General features: G+C 43.8%; 17 protein-coding genes and 1 tRNA gene. 5 read left to right on the top strand and 13 right to left on the bottom strand.

Annotated elements, in window-relative coordinates; translation table 11 throughout:
- Nucleotides 1-2: 2 nt before the first annotated feature.
- A complete protein-coding gene (locus BTO09_RS04105) occupies nucleotides 3-3,311 on the bottom strand; it encodes a DUF2723 domain-containing protein (RefSeq protein WP_087523463.1) in 3,309 nt (1,102 codons plus the stop codon).
- A gap of 165 nt (nucleotides 3,312-3,476) precedes the next feature.
- Between BTO09_RS04105 and BTO09_RS04100 the strand changes: the two genes are divergently transcribed.
- Nucleotides 3,477-3,549: transfer RNA gene (locus BTO09_RS04100), tRNA-Gln, on the top strand.
- Between the two features lie 352 nt (nucleotides 3,550-3,901).
- Here the strand turns inward: BTO09_RS04100 and BTO09_RS04095 are convergent.
- Entirely contained in the window at nucleotides 3,902-4,375 is a 474-nt protein-coding gene (locus tag BTO09_RS04095; protein ID WP_087523461.1) for a cupin domain-containing protein, read from the bottom strand.
- 30 nt (nucleotides 4,376-4,405) lie between these two features.
- Nucleotides 4,406-6,607: a DUF5916 domain-containing protein gene (locus tag BTO09_RS04090; protein ID WP_087523459.1), complete on the bottom strand. Its 2,202-nt coding sequence runs from the start codon at nucleotides 6,605-6,607 to the stop codon at nucleotides 4,406-4,408.
- A 151-nt stretch (nucleotides 6,608-6,758) separates the two neighbouring features.
- Here BTO09_RS04090 and BTO09_RS04085 point away from each other — a divergent pair, with 151 nt between their 5' ends.
- The 4 genes from BTO09_RS04085 (at nucleotide 6,759) to BTO09_RS04070 (ending at nucleotide 10,742) form a co-directional block, all read left to right on the top strand.
- Entirely contained in the window at nucleotides 6,759-7,664 is a 906-nt protein-coding gene (locus BTO09_RS04085) for an AraC family transcriptional regulator (RefSeq protein WP_087523457.1), read from the top strand.
- A gap of 6 nt (nucleotides 7,665-7,670) precedes the next feature.
- Nucleotides 7,671-8,126: a (2Fe-2S)-binding protein gene (locus tag BTO09_RS04080; RefSeq protein WP_087523455.1), complete on the top strand. Its 456-nt coding sequence runs from the start codon at nucleotides 7,671-7,673 to the stop codon at nucleotides 8,124-8,126.
- Nucleotides 8,127-8,144: 18 nt separating this feature from the next.
- The gene (locus BTO09_RS04075; RefSeq protein WP_087523453.1) at nucleotides 8,145-10,394 is read left to right on the top strand and encodes a molybdopterin cofactor-binding domain-containing protein; all 2,250 of its coding nucleotides are present in this window, start codon (nucleotides 8,145-8,147) and stop codon (nucleotides 10,392-10,394) included.
- Between the two features lie 99 nt (nucleotides 10,395-10,493).
- The gene (locus BTO09_RS04070; protein ID WP_087523452.1) at nucleotides 10,494-10,742 is read left to right on the top strand and encodes a hypothetical protein; all 249 of its coding nucleotides are present in this window, start codon (nucleotides 10,494-10,496) and stop codon (nucleotides 10,740-10,742) included.
- Here the strand turns inward: BTO09_RS04070 and BTO09_RS04065 are convergent.
- The 10 genes from BTO09_RS04065 to BTO09_RS04025 form a co-directional block, all read right to left on the bottom strand.
- On the bottom strand, nucleotides 10,739-11,092 hold the full coding sequence (locus BTO09_RS04065; RefSeq protein ID WP_087523451.1) for a DUF6686 family protein: 354 nt from the start codon (nucleotides 11,090-11,092) through the stop codon (nucleotides 10,739-10,741). The two genes, BTO09_RS04070 and BTO09_RS04065, sit on opposite strands and share 4 nt — an antisense overlap.
- A 179-nt stretch (nucleotides 11,093-11,271) precedes the next feature.
- Complete coding sequence (locus tag BTO09_RS14465) at nucleotides 11,272-11,424, bottom strand: hypothetical protein (protein ID WP_157663421.1); 153 nt, start codon at nucleotides 11,422-11,424, stop codon at nucleotides 11,272-11,274.
- A 45-nt stretch (nucleotides 11,425-11,469) separates the two neighbouring features.
- Nucleotides 11,470-12,336, bottom strand: a complete 867-nt coding sequence (locus BTO09_RS04060) for an RNA polymerase sigma factor RpoD/SigA (protein ID WP_087523450.1) — start codon at nucleotides 12,334-12,336, stop codon at nucleotides 11,470-11,472.
- Between the two features lie 148 nt (nucleotides 12,337-12,484).
- Nucleotides 12,485-13,450, bottom strand: a complete 966-nt coding sequence (locus tag BTO09_RS04055; RefSeq protein WP_087523449.1) for a succinylglutamate desuccinylase/aspartoacylase family protein — start codon at nucleotides 13,448-13,450, stop codon at nucleotides 12,485-12,487.
- On the bottom strand, nucleotides 13,451-14,866 hold the full coding sequence (locus BTO09_RS04050; RefSeq protein WP_087523448.1) for a hypothetical protein: 1,416 nt from the start codon (nucleotides 14,864-14,866) through the stop codon (nucleotides 13,451-13,453). It abuts the gene before it with no gap.
- A 16-nt stretch (nucleotides 14,867-14,882) separates the two neighbouring features.
- Nucleotides 14,883-15,704 carry an RMD1 family protein gene (locus BTO09_RS04045; RefSeq protein WP_232454993.1) on the bottom strand — a complete coding sequence of 274 codons (822 nt, stop codon included), beginning with the start codon at nucleotides 15,702-15,704 and terminating at the stop codon, nucleotides 14,883-14,885.
- Nucleotides 15,691-16,017 (bottom strand): hypothetical protein, encoded by a 327-nt coding sequence (locus BTO09_RS04040; protein ID WP_087523447.1) that lies wholly within the window; start codon nucleotides 16,015-16,017, stop codon nucleotides 15,691-15,693. The genes BTO09_RS04045 and BTO09_RS04040 overlap by 14 nt, the downstream gene beginning before the upstream one ends.
- 2 nt (nucleotides 16,018-16,019) lie before the next feature.
- Nucleotides 16,020-16,994: a deoxyhypusine synthase family protein gene (locus BTO09_RS04035; protein WP_087523446.1), complete on the bottom strand. Its 975-nt coding sequence runs from the start codon at nucleotides 16,992-16,994 to the stop codon at nucleotides 16,020-16,022.
- A complete protein-coding gene (gene speB / locus BTO09_RS04030; RefSeq protein ID WP_087523445.1) occupies nucleotides 16,984-17,925 on the bottom strand; it encodes an agmatinase in 942 nt (313 codons plus the stop codon). Before speB ends, BTO09_RS04035 begins: the two co-directional genes overlap by 11 nt.
- 5 nt (nucleotides 17,926-17,930) lie before the next feature.
- Nucleotides 17,931-19,382, bottom strand: a complete 1,452-nt coding sequence (locus BTO09_RS04025) for an arginine decarboxylase (RefSeq protein ID WP_087523444.1) — start codon at nucleotides 19,380-19,382, stop codon at nucleotides 17,931-17,933.
- Nucleotides 19,383-19,746: the final 364 nt, after the last annotated feature.

Here is a 19,746-nt window from a genome sequence, read left to right as displayed (position 1 = left end):
ATTTACTGGCTTTCGGCAGCGCTGTCTAGGGCAGAGGTGTCTGCTGGTATGAGTAGCGGGTCATCGTCTTCATAAAGGTCCAGATCATCTGTATCTTCGTCAAACAGACCTTGCCTGATATAAAGAGCTTTGAACATTTCCAGATAGGAGTTAAATGTGGCGAATTCTTGTTCTATGAATTCGTCATCCTCTCCGGGTACATTAAGCTGGTAAACCAAAGATCTATAACGCTCAACATCGGTGAGTATGTCAGAAACCAAGCGGTCTTGCTCTCTAGGACTGAATTGGTCAAAGAAGATCAGTTTTTCTTGGTATTTCTGAGCCACCTCCTTGAAGATCTCTCGCGCCTTTTCGTTTTCTCCAATGGCGTAATAAGCACGAATGTAAGGATCTAGCATGGTGTAGAACCCAAATTTTTCAACTGGCATTTTCTCCATGGCCAGGTCTAAAATGGTCTTGGCTTTGTCGTTCTTGCCTTCTACGATTAAACTGTCTGCCAATCGCGATAAGTTTGAGCGATAGGTCAGGGCGTTTCTACGTGTTTCCGGATCGTGATAAATGTCTTCACTACCACTATTACCCCAATCCCAATTAGTAACAATGTCGTACATCTTATCGGTATCGATACGGCCCATTTCGTATGGATTATCCGGATCGCGTGGAGTTTTTATAGGTACGAGCTTGTAGGTCACTCCGTCGAGTTGAAGATAATCTTTCATCCAGAGGTAATCATCGTCTCCGAAGCTACCACCAGTAAAGTAAATAGGACGTTCCCAATCGTTATTAGCAATGATGTCGAGCATCAATAATCGATTCTTATAAAGGACATCTCCATTGAGTTTGATGTCGATATAAGGCACAATCAGATCCGCATCCTTAGGGTCCACAATGCCGTACTTCAGCACGTTTTCTTTGTTTACCGGAATACGCACGGTCTTAGAAGGGAAAGTGCTAATTTTTTGATTGTTATCTGGCAAGGTGATCATGGTTCGCGGGTCGTCAGATACTATCCAATTTAACCACTCCTTGATGTTTACCGGTTCTTGGGTAACCTCCTGAGCGAATACAAAATCGCGGGTACCCGTGCGGTACTGCGCGTGTGTCATTTGAGAAGGGATAGGCGCACTGCTGTAAGCGGCCTTTTTCATATCGTCTATATACCAATCTGTCTGGAAAAGGCTGGTGTTGACTGTTCTAATGTCTTGCCTATATCCTTCTATACCTTGTGCGTACCATAGGGCGAAGGTGTCGTTGTCGCCGATGGTAAATAAAATGGAATTCTCATCGCAGGAGTCCAAATACATCTTGGCCATGGAGTTGGCTGTATAGCGGTTAGAACGATCGTGATCGTCCCAGTTTTGGGAGATCAATAGGGCAGGAGCAGCCAGCATTCCAATAACTACAACCAATGGAGCAACTACTTTAGGAGTGCTGTATTCTTTAATCAGGTCAAAGAGGGCATAAACTCCAAAGCCTATCCACATGGCAAACATATAGAAAGATCCTACCAGAGCGTAGTCACGCTCGCGCGGTTCAAATGGCCTTTCGTTCAAATATATTTTTAGAGCGATTCCGGTAAAGAGGAAGAACACTAAGAGCACCCAGAAGTATTTAGGATTCTTACTGGCTATAAAGAAGACGCCAAGCAAGCCGAGTAATAACGGCAGGAAGAAATAGGTGTTTCTGCCTTTGTTGTTCAAGGCATCACTGGGTAGATTGTCTTGAGGGCCTAAGCGCATCTCGTCGATGAACTTTATTCCGCTGATCCAATTGCCGTGTAAAACGGTTCCTTGGCCTTGAATATCGTCTTGGCGGCCAGCAAAATTCCACATGAAATAACGGCCGTACATATAACCAAACTGGTAAGAGAACATGAATTGAATATTGTCCCAAAAGCTCGGTTTTTCTATGTCGAGTACTGCGGCAAATTCCTTTAAGAATCTGTGATAACCTTCTGCATCAACATAGCCTAAACTATAGGCCTCTTTAAACTTGGCCACTTCTTGTCTAATGACCTCTTCGCTGAGGTATTCTCTTTTGATACTGAAATCCAATCCGTCTGTATAGGCCAAGTAATTAGCACTGTGCTCTATACTCCACATGCGCGGAAAGATCGCTTTCTGACGATCGTCTGTGTTCTGTTTTGCGAGTTTGTAGTTGTTTACAATCTCATAGCGGCCTAGTTCCTCGTTCTTCTCGTATTTTGGCTTATCGTCTACATAAGGAGTGACAGGGTCTAAGCCCACATAGTCTTCAGAGAATTGCGGTCCGTAGAACAAATGCGTCTCCGGATACTGTTCACGGTTGTAATAGGCCAATAATTCGCGAGCGTTGTTCGGGTTGTTCTCGTTGATAACCGTCCCGGCATTGGCGCGAACAGGTAGCATAAGCCAACTAGAGAATCCGACAAAAATAAAGAGCACACAAAGTGCCAAAGTGTTGAGTTTGGCGTATCCTTTTCTACGAGTGTATTTAAGTGCGTAATAAAAGATTCCAATGTAGAGCAGAGCAGCAATAATGGTTCCTGAATTGAATGGCAACCCAATCTGATTCACAAAGAAGATCTCAAAACCACTAAAGAGTTTCATGCTCAATGGTAAGAGCAACTTAAATATGAACAACAGAATTGCTACCACCACCACATTGGCTATGACAAAATTCTTAACAGTGACCTTCTTAGTGTTTTTAAAGTAGTACAGGAATCCGATTGCCGGTATGGTCAATAGTCCCATAAAGTGTACCCCAAACGAAAGCCCGACTATAAGAGAGATCAAGATAACCCAACGGTCTCCTCCAGGTTTATTCATTTCGCGCTCCCATCGCAATCCGCAGTAAAATAATACCGCCAAGATCATATTGGCCATGGCGTATACTTCTGCCTCAACAGCATTGAACCAAAAGCTATCGGTAAAGGCAAATGCTAGCGAACCTACGGCAGCGCTTCCTAAAACAGCGATCGCTGTTGCATTTTCCTTAAGCTTTTCTTTGCCTATTACGTTCTCTAATAACATGGTCAGCGACCAGAACATAAAGCCAATTGTAAAGGCACTGGCAAAGGCAGACATGAGGTTAATGGTATATGCAATGTTTGCAGGGTCCATGGCGAACCAAGAAAAGAAGGCGCCCAGCATTTGATACAATGGTGCCCCTGGCGGGTGACCTATCTCTAAGTTAGAGGCCGTGGTAATGTATTCTCCGGCATCCCAGAAACTGGCAGTGGGTTCTAAGGTCAAGATGTAAACGATAAGCGAAATGGCAAAAACGCCCCAGCCCAACAATAGATTCCATTTTTTAAAAGCTGCCTCTTGCATAAACCAATGTTTTTAACTCCCAGCGAAGGTAATAATATTTATACTCTTGCCGGCACTTACCCTAACGTTTACACGAACTTTAGCGTATCTTTAAGAGGGTAAATTTTCCAGTTTTTGTTTGTAGAAGAAAAAACTTGTCTTAAATTTGCGCACTCATTATGGAATTGGCCCATGGTGTAACTGGCAACACGTCTGATTTTGGTTCAGAAGAGTCTAGGTTCGAGCCCTAGTGGGCCAACTTAAAAAACCCGAGCGAATGCTCGGGTTTTTTGTTTTTATATCTAAGGCTCTCACGCCCTCCCGCCGGCTGGCCCCTTCGCTAAAAATGTCCACTGGACATTTTATAAACGCTCGGTCCCCTAGTGGGCCAACATATTACGAAAGCCTTCAAGTTTTGACTTGAAGGCTTTTTTCATTTTCGGTAATAGGGCTCGAACGGCCCGCCCCTCAACGCCCGCCTGTCGCTAAATTTGTCCACTGGACAAATTCCTAACGCTCCAGCGCCTATGTGGGCCAACTTAAAAAACCCGAGCGAACGCTCGGGTTTTTTGTTTTTGGGATTAGATATGGTACGGCTTAGCGATCTTAGATCAATCGTCAAGCTTTTCAGCCACACTATCATAGTATTCTTGTGATAGCACTTCGATCCACTCGGTGGGTTGATCTCCTCCGTAAAGGGCTAAATACGTTACATCCGTGGTTTTGGTAGAAGAATGCCAGTGTTCGGTGTCCTTTTCACAGACAATTACATCACCAGCCTTGAGAATTATTGGTTCTTTGCCTCTTTCCTGATAGTAGCCAGCACCATCTACATAGATCAGTACTTGCGGGGAGCTGTGTTTGTGCCAATCCAAAGTTGAATTTGCTTTAAAAGTGGCTTTGGTGATGTTGTAGTTGAGGTCACCATCCGCAGAAACCAATCGGTTTAACCAGGCTTCGCCTAAATAATGGGTGTTGGGTGCTTTGGTGCCTTCTTCTTGATAGGAAGAAATCTTGTACGACTGCTCTTGAGAGAATGATAAAGTTGCTGTTATTAGGAGTAGTAAGGTGATTACGCTTTTCATTTGCTTCGGATTTTATATATATGAGTTAATCTAAATATTCAGCCAATAGGTAAGCTTTAAGTTGATCGATCTAAAACGAGGTGCGAATTCTTCGGTAAAATAATTGTCATTGTAAACCAGGAACAGATCTGAAAGTGGGGCAAATCGCCACTGCAGTCTGGAGTTGATTCCAAAATTGTCTCTCTGGTTACTGTACTGAATGGTAGTATTCCAGAATATGGATTTAGAAAAAGTTACTTCTGTTCTAGCCGTGACCAACCAAAAATCAGCATTGGCATAGGGATCTGGCAAGCGAATGCCGTCGTAGTTCACACCCAAGGTCATATTGGCCCAAGGTTGAAATCGATACCCAATCTGTCCACCTACGGAATATTGCTCTCCGTTAAAGAATTCTCCCACAGACGTGTTCACGCCATAAGTGAACAACTTAGATGGGTTAGAGGTATAGTTGACGGTGGCTTGCGTAAAATAATAGTCCTGGTTGCCCGGTAGAGGAGTAGCGCCCTCTGTTCGAGTCGGGTCAAAATCCGCAGTTAGAAAAATAAAGTTCTGCTGCAGTTGTACTTCTAAATTAGACTGATTGGTAAAGGCACCGTTCCAAAACAAACGGTAAAAGTGATCGGTATGTTTAAAATCTAAATTGGGACGCCAAAAATTAACCACTAACAAGCCTGCTTCGTGATTGCTTAAGGCGCTCTCTTTTGGATACCATCTGCGGGTGGCAGATTGACCGGTCTTGAAAATATCCTTCCGCGGAACAAACCCAAGGTCTGCGCGGTACTCTTCATCCACATAGACAAAATCGGCCACAAAACGCCAATCTCTTGCGTCGTAGAATAAAATGGACTGGGCGGCAAAATTGCCACCACTGTCTCCGGGTTGAAATGACTTATGGACAAAGAAATTTCCACGCCACACATTGTCTGGAGAGGCCAAGTCATAGTCTATCCCGATTACGCGATTATAGCGATCGTTAGGGTCAAGGAACTCGTCTTCTGCAAAGGTTTGCTTGTTTACCCAAAAGAAGCCTAAGTTAGATCTGGAAAAGACTTTTTTCTGGAAAGCCAGCATCATATTGTTAAAGGAAGAGATCTCGTTTTGAGTATCTTCTGCAGTCTGTAAATTTAAAAAGCCCAAACGCCAAGTCGGATCGAGCTTTCCGCTCAATCGCGCCCCGCCGATTATCCGATTCTCTATGAGATTGCCAACAGTATCTCGGGCCAAACCAATTCTTCGCGAGAAGAAAGGAATGTTGTCTCTACTGCTTCCGTAGTTGGCAAAAAGGTCGTTATTGTCTATAAAGAATTGTCGCCTTTCTGGTAGTTGTATCTCAAAACGCGTCAGGTTGGTGAATATGTCGTCTACTTCTACATTTGAGAAGTCAGGATTGACAGTAAGGTCCAAATTCATGGCATCGCTCACGGCAATTTTAGCATCACCTCCCACTTTGAATTGCTGGTCGGCCTCATTGGTTGCATAGTCTTTGTTGGCGAGTGCATTGATATAGGGGATCAAAGCAAAAGGAGTTCTAGAGCGCCCCAATGGCTTTTCGAAGTTCAGGGTTCCCATATAGGCCAAACTAGCCAGCGATTGATTTTGTGGAACCTGTATCCAAGTGGTCTGTTCGTTGCTTTGAATATTCCAGCGGTAACAGCGAAAGCGCCAAGAGGTGGCTCCTTCTATAAACTTCAAAGAGGTAAACGGAATGGCCATTTCTACGGTGTAATGATCGTCAAAGCGCTGGGCTTCTGCCTTCCATTTAATATCCCAGGTTGCATTAAAGGCTGTTCCTCCTTCTGTGGTCAGGCCTTCTCTGCGAACGCCATAAGGTGTAACTCCGAAGAAAAAGGCAGTCGTAGCGTCGTTAAATGTGTCAAAGAGTACCGAGATATTGTCGTTGGTTGTTCCTCTAAAATCACGTCTCAAGGAGCTTACTACTGTATTGCCATTCTCTGTTTCGGCGCGCACCCCAATGTATAGGTGGGTGTCGGTGTAGATGACCTTAAAGCTAGTGCCGTAATTAGCGGCTAAGGAGTCGGTAGGGAAGAACTGCACAAAGTCTTGCCCTGTTTCTGCCTCTTGCCAAACGGCTTCGTCCAGCTTGCCATCTAGGACTATATCTTGCTCAACATACTTTGCAGTAATGTTCTTGTAGGAGTTTTGAGCCGTGAGCACAGTCGATACAGATAAAAACATTAGCACAAAGACTAATCGCAATGGTAATTTATGCATCCTTAATTAGATTTTTATCAAAGATAAAGGCTTACTGCCGCAAGCAATTTACCGATTTCACGGATTCACCTACCATTATTACTCATCTGGTTGTGGTTCGTGCTTTATCTATTCGAGAATGGCTTATCTTTAAGGGTATAGAAATTTGAGTATGAATTATTATCCTGTAAATACGGTATCTGATTATTTCGGTTTGCGCAATTACGAGCTTCTGCATCCATTGATCGGGATCTTGGATTTTGAACATTTTAAGCCTGATCCTAATGCAACTTTTAATTACGACGGATTCCAATTTGGCTGCTATGCCATTTTCTTAAAGGATCATAAATCGTGTAAACTCAAATACGGAGGTAAAGAGTATGACTATGACGAAGGCACCATGGTCTTTATTGGGCCTGGTCAATCTGTAGGTTTTACAAAAGATCAGAACTACAAGCCCAAAGGCTATGCACTGCTGTTTCACCCAGATCTATTACTCGGGACAGCTTTAGGGCAGAAGATCCAAAATTATTCTTATTTCTCTTATGCAGTGAATGAGGCCTTGCATCTATCTGCCAAAGAACGACGCATTGTCTTGAGTTTGTTAGAAAAGATTCAATTTGAGCTAGAACAAAACTTAGATAAGCACAGTAAGAGACTTATTACATCGAATTTGGAGTTACTGCTCGATTATTGTCTGAGATTTTACGACCGGCAATTTTTAACACGCGATGTGGTCAACAATACTACCTTAGAGCGCTTTGATCAGTTGTTACAACAGTATTTTACCAATGAGAACACCGTGCAAAATGGAATACCTTCAGTGACTTATTTTGCAGAAGCCTTGTGTTTGTCGCCCAATTACTTTGGCGATCTGGTCAAGAAAGAGACTGGCGTTTCTGCTCAGAATTACATACAGGATAAACTCATCGATGTGGCCAAACAGAAGGTTTTTGACCAGTCTAAGAGTATCAGTGAGGTGGCCTATGAGCTCGGATTCAAATATCCGCAGCACTTTAGTCGCCTGTTTAAAAACAAAACAGGGATGTCTCCCAACGAATTCAGAAATTTAAATTAGTGACCAATGGCAACTATAAGTTTAAAGATCAATGGACAGGCTAAAAATGTCGAAGTGGATCCCAACACTCCGCTCTTATGGGTTTTAAGAGATCATTTGCAATTGCTTGGTACCAAATACGGTTGCGGAGTAGCGCAATGTGGAGCCTGTACCGTTCATATTGACGGACAAGCTACTCGAGCTTGTGTCATGCCTGTGTCGGCGCTAGAAGGTAAGAACATTACCACCATAGAAGGCCTTTCGGAAAATGGCGATCACAAACTGCAGCAGGCATGGATGGAGTTAGACGTCCCACAATGCGGATACTGTCAGGCAGGACAGCTCATGACAGCTGCAGCCTTACTTAAAGAGAATCCGAAGCCAACAGATTCCGAGATCGATGCGGCTATGAATGGTAATATTTGTCGTTGCGGTACCTATCTAAGAATAAAAAAGGCTATTAAGTTGGCTGCCAATAGTTAATACTTTAACCGAAAGATCATGAAAACAACAATAGACAGAAGAGCCTTTATTAAGAAGACCGGATTGGCCGGAGGCGGATTGGTTTTAGGTTTTAGTATTCTCAACGCTTGTAAACCTGAACAAGCAGAGACCATGGCGGCTATAGAGATGCCCAAAGAGTGGTTCGAGATGAATGCCTATTTAAAGATTGGCGATAATGGAATAGTGACTATCATGGCGCCTAACCCTGAGTTTGGTCAAGGGGTCATAACGGCTATGCCTATGATCGTGGCCGATGAGCTCGACGTTAATTGGGAAGATGTTATTGTAGAACAAGCAAATTACAACAAAGAAATTTTCGGGCGTCAATTTACTGGAGGAAGCCAGGGTATTCGCCGGCGTTGGCAAGGACTTCGCATGGCTGGAGCCACGGCAAGACATATGCTTTTGGCTGCTGCAGCTCAAAAGTGGAATGTTTCTCAAGCAGAGCTTACAACTGCCGATGGAATGGTCATTCACCAAGGCTCTAGTCAACAAGCGAGCTACGGAGAATTGGTAGCCCTAGCAGCAACCTTAGAGGTTCCGGAGGAAGTGGCTCTTAAAGACATTAAAGACTTTAAGATCATTGGTACATCAAGACGTGATGTAGAAACGCAAAAGATCATTACTGGTAAACCTCTTTTTGGTTTAGACTATCAATACGAGGGTGTAAAAGTTGCTATGTTGGTGCATCCACCGGCCTTTGGAATGAAGCTAAAATCTTTTGATGCAGCTTCGGTTAAAAGTTTACCCGGTATCATTGATGCGGTGGCTATTGAGACCTTTCCAGAAGGATTTAAACGCGGCTTTTTCGATACCAATGCGTTCCCGCAAGTGGTGGCCGTGGTAGGAGAAACCACCTGGCAGGTAATGAATGCCAAGAAACAGCTAGATGTTAGTTGGGAGCCGATAAGTGATCATCAATATCCTATGGATCGTTTCGGAACAGAGGTCACAGTAAATGTGCCTTCAGGACTGGAGAGCACGCAGCAGCACTATGCTAAAATGAGTGAGGTGGCTGCCAAAAAAGCAAGCGTGGTTCGTCAAGATGGAGATTTTCAGGCCGTCTTTAAAGCGGCAACTAAGACCTTGGAGCGTACCTATACCTGTCCGTTCTTGGCTCATAATTGTATGGAACCCATGAATTTCTTTGCTCATGTTACTGCGGAGCAGATCAAGTTAGCTGGGCCGGTTCAGGCCCCTGAACTCACAGAAGCTACTGTGGCCTCGCGCTTGGGAGTTTCTGTTGATGAGGTCAACATTGAACTTACGCGTATGGGTGGCGGATTTGGCCGGAGAGCCTATGGGCACTATGCGGTAGAGGCTGCACTCATCTCTAAAGCAGTCGGCCTACCTATTAAATTGGTATACACCCGAGAAGACGACATGACCAACGGTATATACAGACCGAGTTATCAGGCCACTTACAGAGCAGCATTAAACGATAATAACGAACTCATAGCTTTTCACGTAAAAGCTGGAGGAGTACCAGAAACGCCGCTATTTGCAGACCGTTTTCCTGCCGGAGCTGTGCCGAACTATCTGGCAGAGCAGTGGGAGATCAACTCTAACATAACCATTGGAGCCTTTAGAGCTCCGCGTTCTAACTTTATGGCGGGAGTTGAACAGGCATTTTTAGATGAGGTGGCAGAAATGGCTGGCAAAGACCCTATAGATTTTAGACTGGAACTCTTGGCACGTGCTAAGACAAATCCCGTGGGAGAAAATAACGATTACGATCCGCAGCGTTTGGCAGGAGTCTTAGAATTGGTACGAGACAAAGCCAATTGGCAGGGCAATGCTCAGGGTAGCCGAGGTGTATCTGCTTATTTCTGTCACAACAGCTACGCTGCACATATTTTAGATGTAAGTATGGAAGGAGGGAAGCCTGTGGTAGATGGCGTTGTATGTGCGGTAGATTGCGGTATAGTGGTGAACCCTGATGCGGCTAAAAATATGGCCGAAGGCGCCATTATTGACGGTATTGGTAATGCCATGTTTGGCCAAATGACCTTTACAGAGGGTAAGCCAGATCATTCCAATTTCAATACCTATAGGATGATCCGGCACAAGGAAGCACCTAAAGAAATTGAGGTACACTTTGTGGATAACGATATTGATCCTACCGGTTTGGGTGAACCTCCGTTTCCACCGGTCTTTGGAGCTTTGGCCAATGCTCTTTACAAGGCAACGGGAGAGCGTTTTTACAATCAACCGTTCTTTGGTAATTCTGAAAGGATATTGGGCTAATTTTAAATCAGTCTAAACACAAATAACAGTAAATCAGCTATTTAAATTCAATCTAAGATTGGTGAGTCGTAAATTTGAGTGAATCAACACTGAAAAAAGATGGCTATATCCTTAGGAAACAGTTGTATCAATTGCGCTAATTTGGTGCTGAATGACAATTGTAAAGTACACGGCGTACAGGTAAGACAGAATTATACTTGCGAGCGTTTTGAGATCAAAGCCTCCTTGAGTAAGGACGCAGGTTGCGACACCTGTGCCAAGTTTGGTAATTCTAGCTGTGCGCATCCAGCTCAAGCGAAATCAGGCGTATTGTGCTCTTCTTGGGCACCAGAACACGTGACCGCTTAGTTTAGTAAAAGCGTATAATCTATATCCAGAACCGTAAGTGAAGCTTGCGGTTCTTTTTTGTTTAAGCGCACTAGTTCTTGCAAAGCATCAAACTCTTGTTTGGTAAAGACCAAGGAAAGGTTCTTTTGCATGGTGTAGATAGGAATGACCCTCTTTTTGGCACTTTTGGCGAATTTACAATCCCAATAATCTACATCTATATTGGTCAAATAGGTGTCAAAGTTCAAAAGCTCCTCATCGGTAAATTCTAGGTACAGGTTGTTAAAGCTAAGCTGGAATTTCTTGCAGTTTTCACAGTAGGCTAATTCGCCATGTACATTCTTTGATAGGACCTGAACAGCGTGACACATAAGCAGTAAATTTATTTTAGCGCAAGACTATTTTTGCGCTTCTAATGCGATACAAAAGTAAGCCACAAAATTCGTTATTTAAAATAAATCTAAATAAAAATAGTTAAAATTTACAGACTGTCTTCAAAACAAAAACCCGGCTTTGATTAGCCGGGTTTTCTTATAATTTCTGCGGATGATCAAATCATAGCAGACTTGGTAAGCCTGGTCAAGGTTTTGACTATAGGTTTGGCGGGTCTTCTTCGACCTACACGAGCTCCTTGCCCAGTTGCTTGTGCGCCTTTAATGGATTTGACATCGGATAGGGGGGTTGCATTGTTTTCTTTAATCATGCGTTGTTTTTGAATTTATATATGAATTTTGTTTTCGCTCAGTTTTTAACCGAGATAGCTTTGTAAAACTGCTTTTGTGCTTGGTTTGCGACGCAAATTGCGGATAGCTCGATCCTTTATTTGTCTCACACGCTCGCGAGTAATTCCAAAGATCTCACCGATCTCACCCATGCTTGTGGCGCGGTTATTACCGATTCCGAAATACATTTTAAGGATGTCGCTCTGGCGCCCGGGTAATTCGTCTAAGACCATCTCTAAGTCGGTCTGCAAAGCTTCTTGCATTAATGACTCGTCTGGTTTTAAAGTGTCTTTAGATTTAGTAAGTGCATAGCGATCTGTGGTCTCGCCATCTTTTATTGGAGCGTCCATAGAGAGGTGTCGCCCTGAATTTTTCATGCTGAGTTTAACATCGGCAACATTCATGTCTATCTCATTGGCAATTTCTTGCGCTGTTGGCGGACGTTCATGAGCTTGCTCAAGGTGAGAATATGCCCGATAGATCTTTTTTAGAGCCCCGATCTTGTTCGATGGCAATCGGATCATTCGACCTTGGTTGGAAATGGCACTGATAATAGATTGTCTGATCCACCAAACTGCGTATGAAATGAATTTGAACCCACGAGTTTCGTCAAAGCGCTTGGCGGCCTTAACAAGGCCGAGGTTTCCTTCGTTGATCAGGTCCGAGAGATTCATTCCTTGTCCTTGGTACTGTTTTGCAACAGATACTACAAAGCGCAAATTAGATCTTACCAGCTTATCGAGTGCTTGTTGGTCTCCTGCTTTAATGCGGTGTGCCAACTCGACTTCTTCTTCTGCTGTGATCAAAGGGATCTTACTTACTTCATTCAAATAGGCGGTTACTGCTTTGGAGTCTCTTAAGGTGACTTGCTTGGTAATTTTGAGTTGTCTCATTCAATCGGATTTTAATAAAAACATAAAAAAATCGATCAAAAAAGCAAGAAAATGGCCAATTTTGGGTTGTTTTTAACGAAAAAACGCTCAAAATTCAACTTTTTTGAATCTGAGCGTTTCTACCGGTCAATTCGATCTCCTAACAGCCCTATACAATGCCTAAATGGATCAGACGACTCCCGGTCTGTCCTACTGGATTCACACTTTGACCTATGACCACACCTTTTTCTGGGGCGTAATATTCTTTGACCACTTCGCCAAAAACATTGCGCACGGTAGCAATGTGATCGCCTTTTTTGAGTTTTTGGGTCAGCTTGGTATGCACCTGCACAATACCTCCTTTATCACAGTAGATCCAATAAGATCGTTTACAGATGATCGGCTTCTCCTCTTCTTGCTCAATTTTGGTTTCGTACATTCCCAAATAGGCCATGGTGTTGAACACCCCAGAAAGTCCGGAACGGATCATGCCTTTTTGAAATCGATCTGGGTCGCCAACCTCTACCGTTATGGCATCTATACCGTAGTCTGCGGCAGCGCCACGAAGGGTTCCATCTTTGGGCGGTGCATTGAGAATGATCTGCGGATTCTGTATACAAGCCAACTGATATGCAATCTTAGAAGAGAGGTCGGCCCGAACATAAAAGGAGTTGATGCGCCCAAAGCTCGCCGTGTGCAGATCTAGCATATAATCGAAATGCTTTACGATCCGATTTACTATCCGGTGGGCATAAACTTGAGAACGGTTCCCGTCTTTCTTTCCGGGCATGATACGGTTTAGATCTGCACCGTCCAGAAAACGGCGCTCGTTGAGCAGTATCGAAGGTATGTTCATAACAGGAACCCCAACTAAAGTCCCAGATAGTTTATCCAAGTCTAGCTCGGCAAAAACCTTCTGAATAACCGACATTCCATTGAGCTCGTTACCGTGAACAACCGCCGTTAGTCCAAGGGTTGGCCCCTCTTCTTTTCCTTTGGCGATCATTACGGGAATGAATATGGGTTGGCCTATTCCGTTAGACACGATTTGCAGCCAGCGATAACTCAGGCTATTGGCTTCAAAACTTTCTAGGTCGAGTTGTTTTATAACCGGAATGTTGTAAAAAGTGTTCATCTAGATAATTTCTTTGATCAACGCCGGATCGTCGTTGAGTGATTTAAAGAGTTTTCTTTTCAGCGTTCCTTTGCTGCTGATGAGTTGGATCGCCATTTTATCTATAGCGATAGAGGTCAATACAGTTTGAATATAACCTTCGATCAGGTCGTCTAGCCCTATCCCCAAATTGTTGAATACTTTGCGTTCCATAAGCAGCAGCCTCTTGGTGTCAGAGCCCCAAGATCCGTCTTCGTTTAAAATGGAGAGATTGGTTCCCAAAATATCCCAAGAAGATTTTCCGTCGGTCAAACTGTCTTTTAGCGGTGCTTTAGCACGTCTGGAGTAAATAGAGAGGGGTCTATAACCTTCTGGAGTGGCATGTATCATCACGCGAAAATCCAGCACATAAGATTCTCCTTTGGCGTTCGGCATGGTGCCCACATGGTAGAACATACCTTCTGCGGTGGTCGAACTCCAGTTGTAGTTGCCCACAAGACTTTGAACTATGAATTTATCGTAGTCAAATTCCAAGGCCATAAAATCTTCCAGCTCTTTTTCATTGACTATGGTATATACGCCCTGACCAGCGTTGCTATACGGATTCTTCACTACTGCCTTTCCACCAAAGTTTGCCACCCAGATCGGGATCTCATTCTTATTCACATCCCAAATAGTATGCGGGGTAAGGATCTTTAGATTCTTCTCTGCCAATTCAGCATTAAAAAAGGAGTAGGCCTTAGAAGCGATCATTTTGTTTCGACCTCCTGCCAAGCAAACAATGGTTGGGTTCACAATTACAGTTTTACTGTGAATAGGCAGTCTGTTCCAAGGTTTTTGGGTCAAATAGCGAAACACCAGCTGTACCGTTTTCCATTGGCCATCTACTTTGATCTTTACATAATCTCCGCTGGTGTCAATATGGTCGTTGGCCTGTTTGTTGTAAAAGGGAACCAGATAAACTTCTTGCTTCAGCATATCGGCAAGAGCATGGGCATAGCCAGAGGCCTCCATGGGGTTCTTGTCGTAGATCACCGCCAAGGTCTCGGTCTTTTTCTTTTTTAGCAAAGGCTTAATAGTCGCCTCTACGAACTTGCTGTAGCCGCCTTGTTCGTTAAACTCGTCAAGTAGTGGCATGGATTTCTGACCGGAGGGGCAAGAGTTGTTCTCAATGACCACCATTTGTCTTTTTCCAGTCGCCGTGGTAACGTGTAAGAGGTCTGCACCGGACAAGTGATAGTATTTAGGCTTGTAATGTAAGAACTCCAACAGCTCCTCTGGCTTTACGGTAGGGTTTAAATGGCAATACCGTTTTACGATCTGCTTCGGATTTAGGTTAAGAAAATAGCTTACCATTGGGTGAATGGTAGCATTTAGAGACTTTTCATACCAGTGGTTTTCCGGCTCAAAAGTCCCCGGTGCAACAGTTGAAATCATGGGTTGCTAATAGGGATTAGAATATTTTTAGAATAAAGAGGTCTACAATCTCGACAGCGATCAAGATGATGATGATCCATTCGAGGATACTACTCTCTTTGTGAAAGCTCAGTTCCTTAAAGAGATCTAAATTCTCTTTTACAATATTGAGTTGTTCCTGTATGCTTCGGTAGCGGTCTTTAAGGTCGAATTTCAGCACCAATTTTTTGTGCAGTTCTTCCAAGGCCATATCGTCCCAGACCAGATCCGGAGCATCGATGATATACAAGTTCTCCGCTACCTTGTTTTTGAGGTTGAGTACCTTGCCAATGTATTTTTTAAGCGGGGTTCCTTTTAGACTCAATTTACCTTTCAGCTCCAATTCAGTGGTGTGCATACGGGTGTCTTCCAACAGTTTTTCACACCAAAAGGAAAAACTATCCATAGCCACAGATTGTGCCAAGTGTAGCAATACCAAATGAATGGTCTCCGGATTTTTACTGTCTAGGCAAACCTGCTCGTGGTTCACTAAAGTCTTCTTGTCGTTCAGGCTTAATAGCAACTGATCTTTGCGCCACTCTTTAGCAGGCATGAGTCCTTTACTGTTAGACTTTAAATAGGCTTCCAAAACTTCACGGCGCCTTGAATTCAAATTCCAATGCACCACTACGCCATAACGGAAAACCGCTGCAAAGCCCTCGTCGAAGCCTAGCATTAGGCCGTCGGCATCGCTGTGCAATACCTTATCGGCCCATTTCTGTTGGATCTCCTTTAAATGAAATCCCAATGCCATATGGCAGGCAAAGGCCGTATGTTTTTCAATCACGGCCTTTGCTGCCACAGTATTATGCGTATTCAAAGTCATCGCTATAATCCGAATAGTCTGCGCTATCCTCTATGTCGTCACTCTGATAGCTGTAGTCTTCGTCCTCGTCATCTTCTGCGAGCGCTCTGTCTATAGCTTCGTCTAATTTTCTGCTCACTTTTACCAAGTAAACAGTCTCTGGGGTCTTCACCTCTAAACAATACACCCAAAGACCTTGTGCATTCTTGAATTGAATAAGCTGGTCGGTGTCGTAGCCGTCTGGGTATTGCTCAAGCAATTGCTGCATCACCTCTGGCTTCATTTTTTGGTAATCGACTATAATCCTTTGTACTGAGTTGGTATTCATGATTACTGATTTAATAGGTAAGCAAATACTAAGGGTGCCACTATAGTAGCATCGCTTTCAATGATGAATTTTGGCGTGTCTATGCCCAGTTTTCCCCAAGTGATCTTTTCGTTGGGAACAGCTCCAGAATAAGATCCGTAGCTGGTCGTGGAATCACTGATCTGGCAGAAATAGCTCCAAAATGGGGTGTCGGTGCGCTCCATATCCTGATAAAGCATAGGTACCACACAGATCGGAAAATCGCCAGCAATACCTCCACCAATCTGGAAGAATCCCACTCCTTTTTCACCTTGCTGGGTATACCAATCGGCTAAGAAGGTCATGTATTCGATCCCAGACTTCATGGTCGACGCCTTGAGCTCTCCTTTCATTACGTAACTGGCAAAGATGTTTCCTAAAGTAGAATCTTCCCAACCCGGAACTACCATAGGCAAATTGGCTTTGGCTGCAGCTAGCATCCATGAATTCTCAGGATCTATCTCGTAGTATTGTTCCATCACTCCAGAAAGTAATAGGCGGTAGAGGAACTCATGCGGGAACAAACGCTCTCCATTGTCTTCTGCCTGTTTCCATAGTTCAAAGATGTGTTTTTGAATACGTCTAAAGGCTTCTTCTTCCGGAATACAGGTATCGGTAACGCGGTTCAGTCCACGCTCTAACAATTCCCATTCTTGCTCCGGAGTAAGATCGCGATAATTCGGAACGCGCTTGTAGTGGCTGTGGGCTACAAGATTCATCACGTCTTCCTCTAGGTTGGCCCCAGTACAAGAAATGAAGTGGATCTTATTCGCGCGGATCATCGGAGCCAAGCTTTTGCCCAGCTCCGCAGTACTCATAGCTCCCGCTAAGGATACCAACATCTTGTGACCATCTTCCAACTGCTGCTCGTATGCCTTGGCAGCATCTACCAGGGCCGCAGCATTGAAGTGCAAGAAATGATCTTCTATAAAGTTTCTGATAGAACCCTTAGTACTCATCGTAGTCATCGTCAAATGCGTTTTGTAGATTCTTTTCTTCTTTGTAGTAGCCACCTTCTTCCTGATCGTCTGCAGGACTGTCGGCATACTTATAGCTCAACATTTTGTAGTACAGCTTTGCTGCGAGGAATTCAGAAGCTTGTTGCCCTGGCATAGGACACAGCTCCACCAAGTCAAAGCCAACTACGTTCTTATCTCTAAATACCTTCTGTAAGAATTCCAAAGTCTCGTACCAGAATAGTCCACCAGGCTCAGGAGTACCTGTCGCTGGCATAATAGAAGGATCTAAAGCGTCCAAGTCCACGGTGATATAGACATTGTCTGTCATACAGGCCATTACCTCTTCCATCCAATCGTCATTGTTAGCCATGTCATGAGCAAAGAATACATTGTCTTCGTTCATCTCTGCTTTTTCAGAAATATCCATACTGCGGATTCCAACCTGTACCAAATTGGCAGTTTGGTTTATCTCGTGCATGGCGCAAGCGTGATTGTAAGGGCTGCCTTCGTAAACAGCGCGCAGATCCGCATGGGCGTCCAATTGCAATACGGTTAGGTCTTCGAACATTTCATTACAAGCGCGCATAGCACCAATAGAAATGCTGTGTTCGCCACCCATAAGGGTAATAAACTTGCGTTTGTGCAAGTGCTTTTTGGTGGCGTTGTACACCTGTTGCACCATATCTTCTGGGCGCTCAAAACCGTCAAGAGGTTCGTTTAAGAAGATCCCTTGGCGATAGACTTCCGTATCGGTCTCGATATCGTAAAGTTCCATGTTCTCGGCAGCGTGTAAAAAGGCTTGTGGCCCTTTATCTGCTCCTTTGATCCAACTGCTGGTTCCGTCATAAGGAACTGGCAATAGTACTACACTGGCCGAATCGTATCCGGCGAATTCTGCCGGGATTCCGGCAAAGGTTGTTTTGGTTTTCATTGTTATTAAGAATAAAGTTGGGCCCAAGTAGTTTCTGTAGCGTTCTGCTTTTCCGCTGCGGAGTTTTGGTATCCCAAAATCTTTAAAAAGTCTTCTGATTTTTGTTGTTCTGCAAAAACGCTTACCTGCAATTCTTGGTTTTCGTCGCGTTGTATCAATAAATGTTTTGGCTGCGGAATCAAGCAGTGCTGCAATCCGCCGTAACCACCAATGGTCTCTTGATAGGCGCCGGTATTGAAAAATCCGATATAGAGCGGTTTGGTCTTGCTGAACTTGGGTAAATAAATGGCATTGAGGTGCTGCTCTGAGTTGTAGTAGTCGTCGCTGTCACAAGTGAGTCCTCCCAGAAGTACACGCTCATAACTGTCGTTCCAGCGGTTTACGGCCATCATAATGAACCGTTTATTGATGGCCCATGTGTCTGGAAGTGTGGTGATGAACGAGGAGTTGATCATGTTCCATTTTTCGCGGTCGTTCTGCTGCTTTTGATACAGCACCTCGTAAATAGCGCCTCCGCTTTCGCCAACGGTAAAACTGCCAAACTCGGTAAAGATGTTTGGAACAGCAACTCCGGCTTCGTCGCAGGCAGTCTTTATCTGATTTACGATCTCGTCTATCATATAGGCGTAATCGTACTCAAATGCCAATGAGTTCTTGATCGGGAATCCGCCGCCTATGTTCAAGCTGTCCAAACTTGGGCAAACTTTCTTCAGGGCGATATATACCTTAAGACATTTTAGAAGTTCGTTCCAATAGTATGCGGTATCGCGAATTCCTGTATTGATAAAAAAGTGTAGCATTTTAAGCTCCACCTTAGGGTCGTTCTTTATGGTCTGCTCGTAAAATGGCACAATGTTCTTGTATCCGATCCCAAGACGAGAAGTGTAGAACTCGAACTTAGGCTCCTCTTCTGAAGCGATTCGAATGCCAATTTTATAATTGGTATCGATGGCCTGACTCAGCAAGTTGATCTCTTCGTAATTGTCTATAATAGGGATACAGTTTTGGTGTCCGCTATTAATGAGGTCTGCGATGTTCTGAATGTAACGGTCGCGTTTAAATCCGTTAGACAGTACAAAGGTGTCGTTGTGTATTTTACCGCTGGCTTTCAAATGGTTCACTATGTCCATATCAAAGGCCGATGAGGTCTCTATGTGAATATCGTTCTTTAGCGCCTCGTCCAACACATGCTTAAAGTGCGAGCTCTTGGTGCAATAACAGTAGTGGTATTTGCCTGGGTAGTTGTGTTTCTCAAATGCCTGGGCAAACCAATCCTTAGCCAGATTGATGTTCTCTGATATCTTGGGCAGGTAGGTGAACTTTAGTGGTGCACCGTGCTCTGCGATAAGCTTCATTAGGTCAATTCCGTGAAATTGAAGCTGGTTATTTTTTAGTTGAAATTCCTTTTGAGGGAATACATAGGTTTGATCGATTAGATCGAAGTACTTGGTTTTCATCGTGATGTTAAATGCAATTAATAATTATAAACAGCGGGGTTTATAATGCACTCACACACGTATGTAATAAAGACTGAATGCCGCAACAGGAATACGTTGCGGTTGGAAAATCGGTTCAACGGAAGTTAGCCCTAAAACTCGTTGCTTTATCCGTAAAGCGGCTTTTGAATTTGACTTCCTAATTTTCAAAAGCCCGAGTTCGAAAACACGGTTCATGATGTTTGACTAATGATCTCGCTATGATCACGAAATCTGGGTACAAATAAAATCAAAAATTGAATCCAAAAAACATTTTTTAAAAAAAATTAGAAAAATTTAATTTCATTTAAAACGCTGAAAATGAATATATTAAATAGAATTATTA

Source organism: Gilvibacter sp. SZ-19 (assembly GCF_002163875.1).
Lineage (GTDB): Bacteria > Bacteroidota > Bacteroidia > Flavobacteriales > Flavobacteriaceae > Gilvibacter.
Note: the sequence above shows the minus strand (reverse complement) of the source record. Positions and strands in the feature narration are given on the sequence as shown.

Bases quoted from the DNA above. Each gene is read 5' to 3' on its own strand.
- BTO09_RS04065 (WP_087523451.1), bottom strand. From the start codon at position 11,092: ATGTGTCACGCTGTTCAGGTCCTATCAAAGAATGTACATGGCGAATTA.
- BTO09_RS04085 (WP_087523457.1), top strand. From the start codon at position 6,759: ATGAATTATTATCCTGTAAATACGGTATCTGATTATTTCGGTTTGCGC.
- speB (WP_087523445.1), bottom strand. From the start codon at position 17,925: ATGAAAACCAAAACAACCTTTGCCGGAATCCCGGCAGAATTCGCCGGA.
- BTO09_RS04090 (WP_087523459.1), bottom strand. From the start codon at position 6,607: ATGCATAAATTACCATTGCGATTAGTCTTTGTGCTAATGTTTTTATCT.
- BTO09_RS14465 (WP_157663421.1), bottom strand. From the start codon at position 11,424: ATGATTAAAGAAAACAATGCAACCCCCCTATCCGATGTCAAATCCATT.
- BTO09_RS04075 (WP_087523453.1), top strand. From the start codon at position 8,145: ATGAAAACAACAATAGACAGAAGAGCCTTTATTAAGAAGACCGGATTG.
- BTO09_RS04055 (WP_087523449.1), bottom strand. From the start codon at position 13,450: ATGAACACTTTTTACAACATTCCGGTTATAAAACAACTCGACCTAGAA.
- BTO09_RS04105 (WP_087523463.1), bottom strand. From the start codon at position 3,311: ATGCAAGAGGCAGCTTTTAAAAAATGGAATCTATTGTTGGGCTGGGGC.
- BTO09_RS04080 (WP_087523455.1), top strand. From the start codon at position 7,671: ATGGCAACTATAAGTTTAAAGATCAATGGACAGGCTAAAAATGTCGAA.
- BTO09_RS04050 (WP_087523448.1), bottom strand. From the start codon at position 14,866: ATGATTTCAACTGTTGCACCGGGGACTTTTGAGCCGGAAAACCACTGG.
- BTO09_RS04035 (WP_087523446.1), bottom strand. From the start codon at position 16,994: ATGAGTACTAAGGGTTCTATCAGAAACTTTATAGAAGATCATTTCTTG.
- BTO09_RS04025 (WP_087523444.1), bottom strand. From the start codon at position 19,382: ATGAAAACCAAGTACTTCGATCTAATCGATCAAACCTATGTATTCCCT.
- BTO09_RS04060 (WP_087523450.1), bottom strand. From the start codon at position 12,336: ATGAGACAACTCAAAATTACCAAGCAAGTCACCTTAAGAGACTCCAAA.
- BTO09_RS04095 (WP_087523461.1), bottom strand. From the start codon at position 4,375: ATGAAAAGCGTAATCACCTTACTACTCCTAATAACAGCAACTTTATCA.
- BTO09_RS04070 (WP_087523452.1), top strand. From the start codon at position 10,494: ATGGCTATATCCTTAGGAAACAGTTGTATCAATTGCGCTAATTTGGTG.
- BTO09_RS04040 (WP_087523447.1), bottom strand. From the start codon at position 16,017: ATGAATACCAACTCAGTACAAAGGATTATAGTCGATTACCAAAAAATG.